The organism is Streptomyces sp. NPDC088733, assembly GCF_044751185.1.
Classification (GTDB): Bacteria; Actinomycetota; Actinomycetes; order Streptomycetales; family Streptomycetaceae; genus Actinacidiphila.
Map to the genome: position 1 here is coordinate 1 of NZ_JBIVLH010000009.1, position 15,603 is coordinate 15,603.

Below are 15,603 nucleotides of genomic sequence, written 5' to 3' on the forward strand. Positions count from 1 at the left end.
CCCGCGTTCCCCCCCCTAGACCGACCACCCCACACACCCACCCCACCCCGCCCGCGCGCGGGGCGGGCGGGGCCCCCCCCCCCCCCCCCCGCCCCCCCCCCGCCGCTGCGCAACGGCTGTGCTGTCGCCGGTGCCGGTGCCGGTGCCGGGGCCCTGACCCCGGCACCGCGGTTCAGCGGGCGCCCGCCCGCACCATGCCGTGGCCCGTCGCCCGGTCCGGTGCGGGGCGCCCCTGGGCGGGGGCGCGTTTGGGCGGTGCGGCGGCGCCGTTCTGCACGTCCATCACGGCGTGCGCGACGAGGCCGCCCATGGGGTCGTACCGGATCAGGTCACGCAGACGCGATCGCGAGGACCGGCCCTCGTTGCCCGGGTACAAATGCTTGCCGAGGCCCACCGCATGGGCGATCGCGGCGAGGGCCGCGGTCCGCGGGTCCGGTGGCACACCGGTGCGGATCGCGCTGTCCAGCCGGGCCCTGATCTCCCGGCTGACCTCGCTGTCGGTCGCCTGATAGCGCGTGGTCGGCAGCACCCCGCACATCTGGCCCGGTACGGCATGCACCATGCCGCACCGCTCCAGGTGCACGAGATACGTCTGGCGCAGCCCCAGGCGGGGCCCGCCGATCCAGTGGACGGCGCGCACCGGGCTGCCGCGTCGGCGCAGCAGTTCGAGCGCGGAGTCCAGGGTCGGATCTCCTGTCGGCCGTGGGTGCACCACGGCGATACGATCCCCGTCAGGGGCTATTCGTCCGGCCAGACACAGCTCCACTAGCTGTGCCCCGGCCAGACCGAGGTCAAGAGACTGCGGCTGCGCCGTGGTACCCGTGGCCGGGTCCAGGGCGAGCAGCAACAGCTCCTCCGGAAGTGTTCTGCGGCTCCTGCCCATCCATGCCTCCCCGCGTGGATGAATGACAGGGTGACGCCTCTCACACCGGCCTGTCGAGAGCGCCTTGCCCGTTCGTGCGGGAACCGACTCATATGTCGTTTGCGTCTTGCACCGGGGCGGCGCCGCCTGTGGGGGCGGCGCAGGTGTCCCGTCGGCGGGTCCCGAGGAGGCTGTTCTGCCGGGGCCCGGAAATTGGTGTATGGGTGAGCGGGGCGCCGCGGCGGCGCTCCGCACGACGTGTGGAGGAGGTCTGCGTGGCGGGCGAGTCCCCCGGCAGGGCGGATCAGCAGGAGTCGGCCGGGGAGGCGACCGGGCGCGGGGCGGTGGATCCGAGGCTCGCGGTCTTCCGCGGGGAGCCGGCGGAAACGTCTCCGGACGCACCGGAGTCCGCGCCGGAGCCGCCCGCGGCGGCCGGGGCGCCCGCGGCGGCGGAGCCGGAGCGGCGTAGTCCCGGTACGCCGGACGGCGGAGCGGACGCGGACGATGTGCCGGACGGGACTGCGCCGGACGCCGAGGACGCCTCCGCGGCGGACGACGGGGGGAGCCCCGGGGAATCCGGTACCGACGCCGCAGGCGCTCCGGCGGACGAGCCCGCGGATGCCCGCTCCGGGCAGGACGACCCCGACGACCCGGACCATGCGACGGGCTCCGGCGCCGGACCGGCCTCCGACGCCCCCGAGGAAGCCCCTGAGGGCGCCGGAGCGGAAGCGGAAGCCGCCGGCGGCCCCGACGGGCCGGACGACGCGCCCGAGGCCGCCACAGCGGCGCCTGAGGAGCCCGCGGGCGAAGCGGAACGCCCCGGGGACGCGGACCGCACGGGTGCCACGGGCGGCCCGGAGGCTTCTGACGCCCCGGAGGGTTCCGGCGGAGCGGACCCGGCGGCCCACCCGGACGGGTCCGTGGCCGCGGAGGACGCCGAGGAGGACGCCGAGGAGAGCGACGAGGACGGTCCCGGCGACTCGGGCGACTCCGGCAGGGCCGCGGCCTCCGCCGGGGGCGACGACTCCGGCGGCCCCTCCCAGGAGACCCCCCGCCATGTCAACGGCTCGGCGGACTGGTTCGGGGGCTCCGGCGCGGGTCCGCGGACCGGCGAGGGCACCATGACGCTGCGTGCGCCGCGCGCGGACGGCGCGGACGCCCCGCCCCGCGAGGGAACGCTCACCCTGAGGGCGCCGGGCGCCCCGGCCGCCGCGCCGGAGAAGGGCGGGACGGGCGGCACCGACGGCTCCGGCACGGCCGGGAAGGCCGTCGCACGCCCGGCCGCCTCCGCGCCCGCGGCGACGCCCGCCCGGCCGGGCGGCGGAACGTTTGTCCCGCTCGTCGGCGACGACCGGCCGGCCGCCGAGGACCTCGGCTCGCGCACCAAGCAGATGCCGCTCCCGCCCGAGCCGGACGAACCCCTCAAGCTGCTGGCGGAGCTGACCAACACCCCGCCGCCGGTGCAGACCCCGCTGCGCACCACCGTGCGCCGGGTGAAGATCTGGACGCCGGTGGTGCTGCTGCTGGCGGTGATCTTCGTCCTGGTGCAGGCGCTGCGCCCGCTGCCCGCGCCCGAGCTGACCCTGACGGCGAAGTCCTCGTACACCTTCGAGGGCGACGAGCTCTCGCTGCCGTGGCCCCCGCAGGGCCAGGCCGTCGTCGAGGCCGAGGGCCTGGGCCGGCTGGGCGCGTTCGGCGAGGAGAAGCCCGTGCCGATCGCCAGCGTCGCGAAGGTCATGACGACCTATGTGATCCTGCGCGACCACCCGATCAAGAAGGGCGGCGACGGCGAGACGGTCCCGGTCGACAAGACGGCCGAGGAGCAGTTCGTCAGCGGCCAGGCGGAGCAGGAGTCCGTGGTCAAGGTGACCGAAGGACAGAAGCTCAGCGAGTACGAGGCGCTGGAGGCGGTCATGCTGCCGTCGGCGAACAACGTCGCGCGCCTGCTGGCCCGCTGGGACGCGGGCTCGGAGAAGGCGTTCGTGAAGAAGATGAACGCCGCCGCCCAGCAGCTCGGGATGAAGAACACCCACTACACCGACCCCAGCGGCCTGGAGGCGACCACCGTCAGCACGGCGAGCGACCAGGTGAAGCTGGGTCACGCCGCCATGAAGAACCCGGTGTTCGCGGAGATCGCCACCAAGATCGAGTACAGGGACATCAACGGCGACAAGCAGAAGAACTACAACCAGCTCGCGGGCTACGACAACGTCGTCGGCATCAAGACCGGCACCAGCACCAAGGCCGGCGGCAATCTGCTCTTCGCGGCGGTCCGTGAGATCGGCGGCACGAAGCAGCTGATCATCGGCGCGATGCTGGGGCAGCACAAGGCACCCATCATCGACACGGTGCTCACCCGCAGCAGCACCCTGCTGCAGGCCGCCCTGTCCACCCTCACCTCGGACACCGTGATCAAGAAGGGTGACGTCGTCGGCTACATCGACGACGGCCTCGGCGGCCGGACGCGCGTCGTGGCCACCAAGGACGTCACCGCGATCGGCTGGACCGGGCTGAAGGTCGACATCTCGGTCGTCGCCGCCAAGGGCGGTATCCCGCACAAGGCGCCGGCCGGAACCACGATCGGCACCCTCACCGTCGGCAACGGCGACAGCAGCATCAAGGTCCCCGTCGCACTCGAACGCGACCTGACCCAGCCGTCCTTCGGCTCGAAGCTCACCCGCCTCGGCTGACGGCGCACCCGCGAAGGCGGGCCGGCCGGACCGCTAGACGTGGTCCAGCCGGCCCGCCTTCGCCTCTTCCACCAGCGAACGGAACTGGTCGGAACTCATCCGCACGCGCTGCCCGAAGTCGTCGGTCATCACGACCCTCTGCTCGGGCGGCGCGCTCTCGTCCACGTACAGGGTGGGACAGCCGCAGTCGCAATTGCCGCAGAACACCGCCACCTGTTCCATGGGGTCACCTCCACTGTCAGCTCTGTGTACCGACCGTCGGGTGCGGCATACCCGGAGTGACGGCGGTTCAGGCCGACAGCTCGCGTTCCATCGGTGTCCGGAAGCGGGGGGTGACGCGGGTGCCGCCCAGCCAGCCGCGCAGCCGGGCCGCCTCCGCACCGATCGCCGCGGCCGCCTCGCGTCCGGGATCGGCGAACAGACGGTGCACCACGCTGCCGTCCGCGCGCTGGGCCCAGCCGCCCACGACCCGGCCGTTCCACCACACCGTGGGGCCGATGTTGCCCGAGCGGTCGAAGAGCGCGGCACGGTCCGCGGGGTCCTCCGGCAGGTACCAGTCGCGCCCCCGCCAGCCCATCGGCGTCGGGTCGAGCGCGGGCAGCAGCGCCGCCCACGGCCCGGGGTCGGGCTCCAACGCCATGTCCTGCGGCAGCAGGTGGCCGGTGCCCTCCGCCAGTCCGACGGGCTCCGCGCCGACCGCGGCCAGCGCCGTGCGGACCTCGGTGAGCGTCCACCCCGTCCACCACTTCAGATCGGCCTCGGTGCCCGGCCCGTACGCCGCCAGCCAGCGCCGCACCAGCTCCGCCCGCGCCTCGCCGGCCGGGGTCGGCGGCGGCACCGCGCCGGCCGCCCACCGGTACTGACTGCTCGTCCAGCCGCCGACCGGGCGCCGCCGTACGATCCGGCCCTCGGCGGCCAGCACGCGCAGGATGCGGCTCGACACGTTCTGCGTCGCCTCGTACGGCTTGCCGCGGGCCGCCACCACCTGCTCGCGCAGGCGCGGGACCCGCTGGGCCAGTTCCGCCGCCGTGGACTCCGCGCCCCCGGCGAGGGCGACCAGGACGGCGTCCTCGACCTCCGCCAGCCACCGTTCGTCCCAGCCGCCGCCCTCGGCGAGCCAGGCCGTCAGCTTCCGGCGCTCGGCCGCGGCGATCGCGTGCGCCGCCGCCGCGTGGACGAGGGGCCGGGCGTCCGCCGTGACCACGAACATCGTCCGGCGCATCGCGAGCAGCCGGGTCAGGCTCCGTTCCTCGTACAGGGCGTGGTCGATCGCCGCCGCGTCCGGGACGCGCATCCGGGCCGCGGCGGACAGGTAGACCGTCGCCGGGTCGGTGCCGTGCAGGGCGACCAGCGACTCCGCGGCCTCCTCCGGCCGCTCCGCGCGCCCGTCGGCGGTCAGCCGCTGCCGCGCCGCCATCCGGTGCCGCCGCTCCTCCGCCCCGACCTCGCGCCGCGCTCCCATGGCCACCCCCGTCGTGTCCCGCGGCGTCCTGGCGGGCGCCGCGGGGCCATCGTGGCACGGCCCACCGACAACGCTGCCGCACGGTGTGACGCAGGTCACATCACCTCGCCGTAAGTCGTCCCCCAACCCGCGTAAGACACGGGGCGGTCGACGCTCTCATCCCCGACGGAAGGCACACCGGACCCGGCACGGCACCCCCGGAGGACCCAGCCATGCTCACCGACATCGACCACATCGTCCAGGCCCGCCTGCACACCCCGAAGTCCGGGCCGGAGGGCCACGAGATCACGGCGACCCTGCGCTACCACCGCGACGACCCGCTGGCGGCGCGCATGGCCTTCCCGCCCTCGGTGTCGCTCGACGGCGCCGAGGTGACCTGGGTCTTCGCCCGCGGCCTGCTCACCACGGGGCTCTACGAACCGGCCGGCGAGGGCGACGTCCACGTCCGCCCCGCCGGCCCGGACCGCACGGTGCTGGAGTTCCGCGCCCCCGCGGGCGTCGCCCTCGTCGAGGTCGCCACCACCGACCTGCGGATCTTCCTGGCCCGGGTCTACGAGGCCGTCCCGCCCGGCCACGAGTTCCGCGGCGTCGACATGGACGCCGTGATCGCCTCGCTCCTCGGGGAGGAGTGAGGCGACCGCGGCGCGGACTGCCGCCGGACTCAGTCCGCGAGGGGCCGGAAACCGCGCAGCCGGAGGGAGTTGCCCACGACGAAGACCGACGAGAAGGCCATCGCGGCGCCCGCGATCATCGGGTTGAGCAGGCCCGCGGCGGCCAGCGGCAGCGCCGCCACGTTGTAGCCGAAGGCCCAGAAGAGATTGCCCTTGATCGTGGCCAGGGTGCGGCGCGACAGCCTGATGGCGTCCGCCGCGACCCGCAGGTCGCCCCGGACCAGGGTCAGGTCGCCCGCCTCGATGGCGGCGTCCGTTCCCGTGCCCATGGCCAGACCCAGGTCCGCCTGGGCCAGAGCGGCCGCGTCGTTGACGCCGTCGCCCACCATGGCGACCGACCGGCCCTGCTGCTGGAGCCGCCGGACGACGGCGACCTTCTCCTCCGGCATGACCCCGGCGATGACGTCGGCCGCGTCGATGCCGACCTCGGCCGCCACCGAGCGGGCCACGGCCTCGTGGTCCCCGGTCAGCAGCACCGGGGTGAGACCGAGTTCGCGCAGCATCGCCACGGCCCGGGCGCTGCCGGGCTTCACCGCGTCCGCGACGACCAGCAGGGCCCGCGGCCGCCCGTCCCACGAGACGGTCACCACGGTGCCGCCCAGCGCCTCGGACTGCACCTTGGCGAGGACGAGCTTCTCCGGCAGCGGCGCCGGCGGCGTCTGGCGGCCGACGGTGACGGCCCGGCCGTCCACCGTGCCCTGGACGCCGAGACCGGGCAGCGACCGGAAGTCCGCCACGCCCGGCAGGTCGCCGGCGCGTTCGCGGGCCGCCTGGGCGACGGCCCGCGCGATGGGGTGCTCCGAGGCGTCCTCCAGGGCGCCGGCCAGCAGCAGGACCTCGTCCTCCCGTTCGCCGTCGGCAAGGTGCACGCCGGTGAGGGTCATGACGCCCGTGGTGACGGTCCCGGTCTTGTCGAGCACGACGGTGCCGACCCGGCGGGTGGTCTCCAGCACCTCGGGACCCTTGATGAGGATGCCGAGCTGCGCACCCCGTCCGGTGCCCACCATCAGGGCGGTCGGCGTGGCCAGGCCGAGTGCGCACGGGCACGCGATGATCAGGACGGCGACGGCCGCGGTGAACGCCGCGACGGCGCCCTCGCCCAGCGCGAGCCACACGCCGAGCGTCCCCAGGGCCAGCAGGATCACGACGGGCACGAAGACCGCGGAGATGCGGTCCGCGAGCCGCTGGGCGGCGGCCTTCCCGTTCTGCGCGTCCTCCACGAGCCGCGCCATCTGCGCGAGCCGGGTGTCCGCGCCGACCCGGACGGCCTCCACGACCAGCCGTCCGCCGGCGTTGACGGTGGCGCCGGTGACGGAGTCCCCGGGACCGACCTCGACGGGCACCGACTCACCGGTGAGCATGGCCGCGTCGACGGCCGAGGTCCCCTCCCGCACGACGCCGTCGGTGGCGATCTTCTCGCCGGGACGGACCACGAACAGGTCGCCCACCGCGAGGTCCGCGGTCGCGATCCGCACCTCGCGCCCGTCGCGCAGCACGGCGACGTCCCGGGCGCCCAGCTCCATCAGGGCGCGCAGCGCGGCGCCCGCACGGCGTTTGGAACGGGCCTCGAAGAAGCGCCCGGCCAGGATGAAGGCGGTGACACCGGCGGCGACCTCCAGATAGAGGTTCGCCGAGCCCTCGCCGCGGGCCACGGTCAGCTCGAAGGGGTGCTTCATGCCGGGCATGCCGGCCTCGCCGAAGAACAGCGCCCACACCGACCAGCCGAAGGCCGACAGCGTGCCGAGCGAGATCAGCGTGTCCATGGTGGTGGCGCCGTGCCGCAGATTGGTCCAGGCGGCCCGGTGGAAGGGCCACGCGGCGTACGCGACGACCGGCGCGGCCAGCGTCAGCGAGAGCCACTGCCAGTTGGTGAACTGCAGGGCCGGGACCATCGACATGGCGATCACGGGCACGGCCAGCACGACCGCGGTCACGAGCCGCTGCCGCAGGGTGGTGAGCTCGTCGGGCGCGGAGGGGGTGCCGGCGGGGTCGCCGGGAGCCGCGGCGGGGGCCGGCGGCGCGGGCAGGGCCGCGGTGTAGCCGGTGGCCTCCACGGTGGCGATCAGGTCCGTCACGCCGATGCCGTCGCCGAACGCGACCTTGGCCTTCTCGGTGGCGTAGTTGACGGTGGCCGTGACGCCGTCCATCCGGTTGAGCTTCTTCTCCACGCGCGCGGCGCACGAGGCGCAGGTCATCCCGCCGATCTCGAGTTCGAGCTCGGTGACCGGCGCCGCGGCGACCGGCGGGAGGACCTGCGGGCGATCCGCGGGAGTCATGCCCTGCCGACCAGCTCGTAGCCCGCCTCGTCCACGGCGGCGCGGATCGCGTCGTCGTCCAGCGGGGCGGCGGAGGCGACCGTCAGCAGACCGGTCTTGGCGTCCACCTCGATCCCGGTCACGCCGGGGAGGGCGGAGACCTCCTTGGTGACCGCGGACTCGCAGTGACCGCAGCTCATCCCGGAGACGCTGTAGGTGACAGACATGGGTTCTCCTCGTGCGTTAAGTGCGTGTTCCGGTGGGCGGCGAGGACCGCGAGGACCGCGAGGCCGTCCACCCGATGACCACACTATACCCCCTAGGGGTATGAGTAGGCGGAGTGCCGGCCGAGGTCCGTGTCACGCGCGGTGCCCGCGACGTCAAGAAAAGCACCGGTGCGAACGGCCAACGGGCGTATGGGCCAATGGCGGCCCGGGGTGCGGCGATCAGTGCTGGCGGGATGCGATTCCCGTGCGGGGCGATCACGCATTCGGCGCCGGATCGCGTGATTCACGCGCAAGGCATTGATGTGACGCTCGAATCAGCAGTAGCGTCAGCGCGTCGCGTCATCCGCCGCACAGGAGGCAGCGCCCATGTCCCTCGACCGCACCCGGCTGCGCGCACTGCTCGCCCGCGAGACCGCCGACGCCGTCGCCCGCAACCCGAAGTCCCGCGCCGCCTACGAAGCGGCCGACCACCTCTTCGGACGCGTACCGATGACCTGGATGAACAAGACCGCCGGCGCCTTCCCGCGCTACCTCGCCGGCGCCCGGGGCGCCCGTGTCACCGACATCGACGGCCACAGCTACGTCGACTTCTGCCTCGGCGACACCGGCGCCATGGCCGGCCACTCCCCGGAACCCGTCGCCGCAGCCGTCGAGCGCCGCTTCCGCGAACAGGGCGGCGCCACCGCGATGCTGCCCACCGAGGACGCCGAATGGGTCGGCGCCGAACTCGCCCGCCGCTTCGGCCTGCCGCGCTGGTCGTTCACCCTCACCGCCACCGACGCCAACCGCTGGGCGATCCGGCTCGCCCGCGCCGTCACCGGACGGCAGAAGATCCTCGTCAACAGCTACTGCTACCACGGCAGCGTCGATGAGTCGCTGATCGTCACCGGCCCCGGCGGACGCGGCGGCGTCAGCCGCCCCGGCAACGTCGGCGCCCCCTGCGACGTCACCCTGACCAGCCGCGTCGCGGAGTTCAACGACCTGGAGGGACTGGAACGCGAACTCGCCCACGGGGACGTCGCCGCCGTCCTCATGGAACCCGCGCTCACGAACATCGGCATCGTGCTGCCCGAACCCGGCTACCTCGACGGGGTCCGCGCCCTCACCCGCCGCCACGACGTGCTCCTGATCAACGACGAGACCCACACCTTCTCCGCCGGTCCCGGCGGCGCCACCGCCGCCTGGTCCCTGGAGCCCGACATCCTCACCGTCGGCAAGGCCGTCGCGGGCGGCGTCCCCGCCGGCGCCTACGGCCTGTCCGCCGCACTCGCCGACCGGCTCCTCGGCCGCGCCGACCTCGACCTCGTCGACATGGGCGGCGTCGGCGGCACCCTCGCCGGCAACGCCCTGTCCGTCGCCGCCATGCGCGCCACCCTCGAACACGTCCTCACCGACGAGGCGTTCACACGGATGTCCGCCCTCGCCGCCCGCTTTGCGGACGGAGTCGAAGGCGCCGTCGCCAAGCACGGCCTGCCCTGGTCCGTCAGCACCCTCGGCGCCCGCACGGAGTACCGCTTCTCCTCGCCCGCCCCGCGCACCGGCACCGCGTCGGCCGCCGCCGCCGACCCCGAACTGGAGGACTTCCTGCACCTGTGGACGGCCAACCGGGGCGTCCTCATGACGCCGTTCCACAACATGGCCCTGATGTGCCCGGACACCACCGCCGCCGACGTCGACACCCACACCGCCCTCTTCGCCGACGCGCTGGCGGAACTGGCAGGCTGACCCCCGTGGACGACATCGACCGCGCGATCCTCCGCGAACTCCAGACCGACGGCCGCATCCCCTACGCCGACCTCGGCCCCAAGGTCGGGCTCTCCCCGTCGGCGGCGCGCCAGCGGCTGCAGCGGCTCGTCGACGGAAAGGTCGTGCAGGTCGTCGGCGTCACCGACCCAATGGCGATGGGCGGGCAGGCCATGGCGCTGCTCGGCCTGCGCGTCGACGGCGACCCCCGGGCGGTGGCCGACACCCTCTCCGCCCGCGACGAGGTCGTCTACGCCGTCCTGACCGCCGGGTCCTACGCGCTGTTCGCCGAGGTCGTCTGCCCCGGCCCGCCCGAGCTGCTGGACTTCGTCAACGACGTCGTCCGGCCCCTCGAGGGCGTTACGGACGTCGAGACCTTCCCGTACTTCGGCATCCACACCCACCGCTTCCTGTGGGACGTGGGCTGACGCCGGACGCTCAGCCCTTCGGCACGACCCGCAGCGCGCGGTAGTCGTACCCGTCCTGCCGGAAGCCGGGGGCCTCCCACTCCAGCACCACCGACTGGCCCGCCGACAGGGTCCGGAACCCGGCCATCTCGATGTTGCCGTAGTGCGCGAAGCATCCCCCCGGCGTCTCGGCGCAGTCCAGCACGCCCCAGCCCGCCTCGTCGTCCCACTCGCGTACGGTCGCGTTCGCCATGAGGCCGAGCGTAGGCGCTCCCGCGGCATCCGGCCCGCGCTGTTCACCCGTACCGCCGCGCCCCCGCCCGCGAACGTGACGGAACCAGGGAGCGTATCCAGCTCCCGGGTTCCTGGGATGCCACCCAATTGCGCACACCGGCGGCGTTTAAGAGTCGCGGATCATGCTGAGGTCGACGTGTTCTGCCATTGAACTACCGCGCCGCGAAGAGGCGCAGAGGGGAATTGAACCCCCATCCGTCGACGGTCGTCCGCACTCGGTCGATCCGGTGTTCGGTGGCGAATACTGAGACTGGAGCGAGAATCTGAGATTGACAGGGCCGCCTCTGCCTGCTTGGGCCACCCCGGCACGCGGTGCCGGGGGAAGGATTCGAACCTTCAACTGCCACCCCTGGATCAGCTTCGACGTTCAGTTTCAGCTTGCGCTCTCACGCGCACCCCCCGCTCGCACGGGGGGCGTTCCTGCGGCTACCCGAACAGGTAGCCGAAAACGGCGTCGCCCACGCGCTGGTCCGTGACCTCCGCGCCGTTGGCCTCCTCGCGGGCGAACTTGACGGCCTGCTGGAGCTTCTCGACCCGGTCCAGGAGCTCGTTCACCCGGCGGGCGGGCAGTGCACCGGAGAACTTGACCGTCGTCCAGTAACCGACCGGGATGTCCTCGTAGTACACCTCGACCTGCGCCGGGTGCTTCTCGGTGGCCTCCGCCTTCACGTGGTTGCGGGGCACCTTCTTCGTGCGGATCGTCCGCACCGGCTCGGTCTTCCAGCAGTCCGTGGACGGGTCCGGGTGCCAGGACTCCGCGGCGTCGAGGACCGGGAGCTTGCGCACGAAGGTGTGGAGGTCCGTCAACTGCTTCTCCAGGAAGAGCAGATACGGCACCGGCACCTGCGCCAGCACGACGCGGCCGTCCACCGTCACGTCGGCGGCCGCGGACCGGTTCGCCCAGTCCTTCGTCGCCGTCACGTCGAACAGCCGGGTCAGCGTCGCCGCCGTCGTCCGCAGCACGTCCTCGGCCTTGACCTGCACCCGGGTGGATTCGGGCGGCAGTTGCTCGCCCTCCTCGTCCTTCGGCTGGTAGGTCCGGGCGATACCGGCGAGCAGCGCGGGCTTCTGGACGTCGTGATGGGCCTGCGTGAGCTCCTGGAGGGATTTGGACTTGACGCCCTTCTCCACGGCGATGATCTGATTCAGCTTCGGCACACCGGCGAAGCTATCAAGCGCGGTTCGCACACACACCCGGTTTTTTCCCGGGGTCCGCGCGTCCCTCGTCTCCCGCCCGCGTCAGGCCGCGGACGACAGGTCCTGCTCGGCCCAGATGGTCTTCCCGTCGTCCTCGTAGCGCGTCCCCCAGTGCCGGGTGAGGGAGGCGACGATGAACAGCCCGCGGCCGTTCTCGTCCTGGAGCCGGGCGTGCCGCAGGTGCGGGGCGGTGTCGGCGGCGTCGGACACCTCGACGGTCAGGTTGAGGTCGAGGATCAGGCGCAGCCGGATCGGCCCCACGGCATGGCGGACGACATTCGTGGCGAGCTCGCTGACGACCAGGTCCGTGACGGGGACGTGCTCCTCCAGCCCCCAGTGCGCCAGCCGGTCCCGTGCCGCGCGCCGGGCCTCCGGGACCGACGGGGGCTCGGCCGGGAACGTCCAGGTGGCGATGCGGTCCGGGTCGATGCCGCGGACCCTGGCCACCAGCAGCGCCGCCCCGTCCTGCGGGGTGCCGCGCAGCAGCCGGTAGGCGACCGCGTCGCAGATGTCCCTGGGCGCGGTCGCGGGGTCGGACACCACGTCGCACAGCCGGCTGAGCCGTTCCCCGGCCTCGGCCGGGTACCGGTCGGCGACGCTGTCCGAGTGCAGGGTCAGCAGGCTGCCGTCCCGCAGTTCCGTGGTTGTCATCTCGTACGGGGTGCCGCGTCCCAGCGGGGCCCCGCGCGGTACGTCGAGCAAGCTGACGGCGCCCTCGGGGGTGGTCAGCAGCGGGCCGTCGTGCCCCGCGGTGGCCGCCGAGCACTGCCGCGTGATCGGGTCGTACGTCACGTACAGGCAGGACGCGGTGAACGGCGCCCGCGCGTGGTGCAGGGTGACCGGGTCGGCGTCCTGCTCGCGGGCCATGTTCTGCGCCACGTCGTCGAGGTGGGTGATCAGCTCGTCGGGCGGCAGGTCCATCGCGGCCAGCGTGGACGCGGCGGTGCGCAGCCGTCCCATGGCGACCGACGCGTGCAGGTCCTCCCCGGGGACGTAGCCGATGACCAGCCCCACGCGGCAGCTGGACAGCGGCAGCACGTCGAACCAGTGGGCGCCGTAGCGGCCCGGCAGGTAGCAGTGCGCCGGATCCACCGCCGCGACTTGCGGCGGTGTGCGCGGCAGCAGGCTCCGCTGGAGCGCCGTCGCGATCGTGTGCTCGCGGGTGAAGCGGCGGGCGTTGTCGAGGCACAGCGCGGTGCACGCGGCGAGCTGGGTGGCCAGGGCCAGGTCCTGCTCGTCGAAGGAGTCGGGTCGCGAGCCGCTCCGGTAGAAGCTGGCCAGGCCCATCACCAGCCCGTGCACGGTCAGCGGCATCACGATGAGCGAGCGCATGCCGCTCTGGGCGATGAACTCGGCCCGCGCCCGGTCGTGGAGCAGCCAGCCGCCCTTCTCCGGCAGCACGCCGACCAGGCGCGGCTGCAGATCGCCCAGCGCCTGTGTGTAGGGGGTCGGGATCGCGTAGTAACTGGCGCCGCCCATCGGATAGGCGCCGACCTGGCCCTCCCGTGCCTTGAACCCGGCACGCCGCATCGGCAGCGTGGTGGAGATCGGGCCCATGGGGGCGTCGCCGGTGAGCACGGACTCCAGCAGGTCGACGGCGACCGCGTCGGCGAAGCAGGGCACGGAGACGTCGGCGAGCTCCTGCGCGGTCCGCAGCGCGTCCAGGGTGCTGCCGATGCCCGCCCGGGCGATGTTCAGCAGGTCCATGCCCCGCCGGACCCGCCCCTGGCCCGTGACGTCGTGGAACATGCAGGCCGCGCCGATGGTGCGGCCGCCGCCGTCCTGGAGGTGGTAGCCGGCGACCTCGTACTCGTGCCGGTGCTCCGGATCGCCTCCCGGATACGCGGCGACGGGCCGCTCGACGAGCGTGCCGGTGGTCCGCAGTGCCTCCCGCACGACCGGTGACAGGGGGATACCGGAGTCCAGTTCCTCCAGCTGCGCACCGATCACGGAACGGGCCGGCATGCCGCGCATGCGCAGCGACGCGGGGTTGGCGCGCAGCACCCGCAGATCGGCGTCGTACACCTCGAGCCCGGCCCGCGACTGGTCGAACAGGGCCTTCTCGAAGCTGCCCGTGGCCTCCGCCACGGGGCCGGTGCTCATTCCCCCGCCCGGCCGTCTCGTCGTTCCGGCGCCATGGCTGACCTCGGCTCCTCGGGTGCGGCTGCCACCACTTCTCAGTAAATACACCGCGCGCGGGGCTCCGCCACCGGAGGCGGCGGGCGGGCGGTGGGGGCGGTCCCCGGCGCACCGGAGGCTCAGCTCCGGTTGCTAGGGTGCGCGGGTGTCCGACTCCTCCCGCGACTCCCTGGCCGGTGCCGGCTGGGAGAGTCAGAAGCCCGGTTCGTACCAGGAGTTGATGCCCGCGCGGGTGGTCAACCTGTCGTGGCTGAACCCGGCCACGCTGTGGAAGGCGCGCAACGGCCCCCTGGCGTCGCTGTTCGGCGACCCGACCGGCCGGGACCGGCAGCGCTGGGTCGCGGGCCAGGTGGAACGGGGGGCCGCCGGTGCGGACCTGGTGATCGAGCGGGACGACCCCGACACGTTCTCGTTCCTCCTCCTCGGCGACACCGGCGAGGGCGACGACCCCCAGTACGCCGTGGTCCCCGGCCTGTTGAAGGCCGGTGAGGGCACCCGCTACGCCGTGCTCTGCAGTGACGTCCTGTACCCCGTGGGCAGCGCCAACGAGTACGGCACCAAGTTCTTCCGGCCCTACCGGGACTACGACGCCCCGATCTATCCCATCCCCGGCAACCACGACTGGTACGACGGCCTCACCGGCTTCATGCGGGTCTTCTGCCGCGCCCCGGCGCTCCCGCCCGCCCCCCGACCCCGTGCGCTGAGCCCCGCCTGGTGGCGGACCCTGCTGTGGGCGCGGCCGGACACCCCCGACGACGCCCGGCTCGACGAGGACCGCCGCATGCGGTCCGCGCCCGCGCAGGCCGCGTCGCTGCCCGGCCCGTACTGGGCGATGGACTCCGGGCCGGTGCGGATCATCGGCATCGACACCGGGCTCCTCGGCGGCATCGACCGGGAGCAGGGCGAGTGGCTGCGCCGGGTCTCCCGGGGCTCCCGCCCCAAGATCCTGGTCACCGGCTCCCCGATCTACGTGGACGGCGAGCACCACCCGTGCGCGATAGAGGGCGGCGGCACGGTCGACGAGATCGTCCGCGACCCGGCCCACCACTACGTCGCCGCGATCGGCGGCGACATCCACAACTACCAGCACTACCCGGTCGACGTGGACGGCCGCCGGATCGAGTACGTCGTCTCCGGCGGCGGCGGGGCCTTCATGCACGCCACCCACACCATCCCGCGCGTCGCGGTCGGCGGCGTCACCGAGGACGCCTTCCGCTGCTACCCGATGCGCGGCGACTCCCTCGCGTTCTACAGCCGGCTCTACGGGCGCCGCCTGCGCCTGCGCCGCCTGTTCGACCTCACCCCCGACGAGGCGGCCGCGGCCCTGGCCGAGCGTCTCGGCGTCGAGCCCACGCGCGCCACCGGGGCGCCGGTCACCGCGCGCACCCGTTTCGTCGCGGGCCTGCTGGGGGCGCCGCCCCGCCCGCACCGCAAGCGGCGGATGCGGCTGCCCGTCCGCAGGGTCCTCACCCGGCTGCTCTCCCCGGGCTCGGCCACCTACAGCCCGCCGTTCTTCAAGAGCTTCCTGCGGCTGGACGTGAGCCCCGCCGCGATACGCGTGCGCTGCTTCGCCGCCACGGGGCTGCGGGAGCACGAGCTGGACCCGCCGGTCGAGGACGACTTCACCATCGCCCTGCCGGGCGGCGCCTGAGGGGG

Annotated in this window: 13 protein-coding genes; 5 read left to right on the forward strand and 8 right to left on the reverse strand. The window is 73.7% G+C overall.

All coding sequences use genetic code 11. The annotated features are described in order from the left end of the window. Positions 1-172: 172 nt before the first annotated feature. Complete coding sequence (locus ACIP64_RS17965) at positions 173-883, reverse strand: GPP34 family phosphoprotein (protein WP_360901211.1); 711 nt, start codon at positions 881-883, stop codon at positions 173-175. Between the two features lie 254 nt (positions 884-1,137). Between ACIP64_RS17965 and ACIP64_RS17970 the strand changes: the two genes are divergently transcribed. Then, positions 1,138-3,552 (forward strand): D-alanyl-D-alanine carboxypeptidase, encoded by a 2,415-nt coding sequence (locus tag ACIP64_RS17970; RefSeq protein WP_401587348.1) that lies wholly within the window; start codon positions 1,138-1,140, stop codon positions 3,550-3,552. A gap of 33 nt (positions 3,553-3,585) precedes the next feature. Here the strand turns inward: ACIP64_RS17970 and ACIP64_RS17975 are convergent, their stop codons facing one another. Both ACIP64_RS17975 and ACIP64_RS17980 read right to left on the reverse strand, forming a co-directional pair. Continuing rightward, a complete protein-coding gene (locus ACIP64_RS17975; protein ID WP_384291690.1) occupies positions 3,586-3,774 on the reverse strand; it encodes a hypothetical protein in 189 nt (62 codons plus the stop codon). A 67-nt stretch (positions 3,775-3,841) separates the two neighbouring features. After that, positions 3,842-5,014, reverse strand: a complete 1,173-nt coding sequence (locus ACIP64_RS17980) for a winged helix DNA-binding domain-containing protein (protein WP_401587351.1) — start codon at positions 5,012-5,014, stop codon at positions 3,842-3,844. A 212-nt stretch (positions 5,015-5,226) separates the two neighbouring features. Between ACIP64_RS17980 and ACIP64_RS17985 the strand changes: the two genes are divergently transcribed. Beyond that, a complete protein-coding gene (locus ACIP64_RS17985; protein WP_360901223.1) occupies positions 5,227-5,646 on the forward strand; it encodes an SsgA family sporulation/cell division regulator in 420 nt (139 codons plus the stop codon). Between the two features lie 29 nt (positions 5,647-5,675). Here the strand turns inward: ACIP64_RS17985 and ACIP64_RS17990 are convergent, their stop codons facing one another. After that, positions 5,676-7,961 carry a heavy metal translocating P-type ATPase gene (locus ACIP64_RS17990; protein WP_401587354.1) on the reverse strand — a complete coding sequence of 762 codons (2,286 nt, stop codon included), beginning with the start codon at positions 7,959-7,961 and terminating at the stop codon, positions 5,676-5,678. Next, positions 7,958-8,167 carry a heavy-metal-associated domain-containing protein gene (locus ACIP64_RS17995; protein WP_360901228.1) on the reverse strand — a complete coding sequence of 70 codons (210 nt, stop codon included), beginning with the start codon at positions 8,165-8,167 and terminating at the stop codon, positions 7,958-7,960. Before ACIP64_RS17995 ends, ACIP64_RS17990 begins: the two co-directional genes overlap by 4 nt. A gap of 366 nt (positions 8,168-8,533) precedes the next feature. On the opposite strand from ACIP64_RS17995, the gene ACIP64_RS18000 reads away from it, so the two are divergent. Both ACIP64_RS18000 and ACIP64_RS18005 read left to right on the forward strand, forming a co-directional pair. Next, entirely contained in the window at positions 8,534-9,892 is a 1,359-nt protein-coding gene (locus ACIP64_RS18000; protein WP_401587356.1) for a transaminase, read from the forward strand. A 5-nt stretch (positions 9,893-9,897) separates the two neighbouring features. Then, on the forward strand, positions 9,898-10,338 hold the full coding sequence (locus ACIP64_RS18005) for an Lrp/AsnC family transcriptional regulator (RefSeq protein ID WP_401587359.1): 441 nt from the start codon (positions 9,898-9,900) through the stop codon (positions 10,336-10,338). Between the two features lie 10 nt (positions 10,339-10,348). Here ACIP64_RS18005 and ACIP64_RS18010 read toward each other — a convergent pair whose 3' ends face one another. The 3 genes from ACIP64_RS18010 to ACIP64_RS18020 form a co-directional block, all read right to left on the reverse strand. Continuing rightward, positions 10,349-10,570, reverse strand: a complete 222-nt coding sequence (locus tag ACIP64_RS18010; RefSeq protein WP_360901234.1) for a cold shock domain-containing protein — start codon at positions 10,568-10,570, stop codon at positions 10,349-10,351. Between the two features lie 467 nt (positions 10,571-11,037). After that, on the reverse strand, positions 11,038-11,769 hold the full coding sequence (locus tag ACIP64_RS18015; protein ID WP_401587362.1) for a hypothetical protein: 732 nt from the start codon (positions 11,767-11,769) through the stop codon (positions 11,038-11,040). An 81-nt stretch (positions 11,770-11,850) separates the two neighbouring features. Continuing rightward, complete coding sequence (locus ACIP64_RS18020; protein WP_401587365.1) at positions 11,851-13,911, reverse strand: SpoIIE family protein phosphatase; 2,061 nt, start codon at positions 13,909-13,911, stop codon at positions 11,851-11,853. Positions 13,912-14,092: 181 nt separating this feature from the next. Between ACIP64_RS18020 and ACIP64_RS18025 the strand changes: the two genes are divergently transcribed. Then, a complete protein-coding gene (locus ACIP64_RS18025) occupies positions 14,093-15,598 on the forward strand; it encodes a metallophosphoesterase family protein (RefSeq protein ID WP_401587367.1) in 1,506 nt (501 codons plus the stop codon). Positions 15,599-15,603 lie beyond the last annotated feature (5 nt).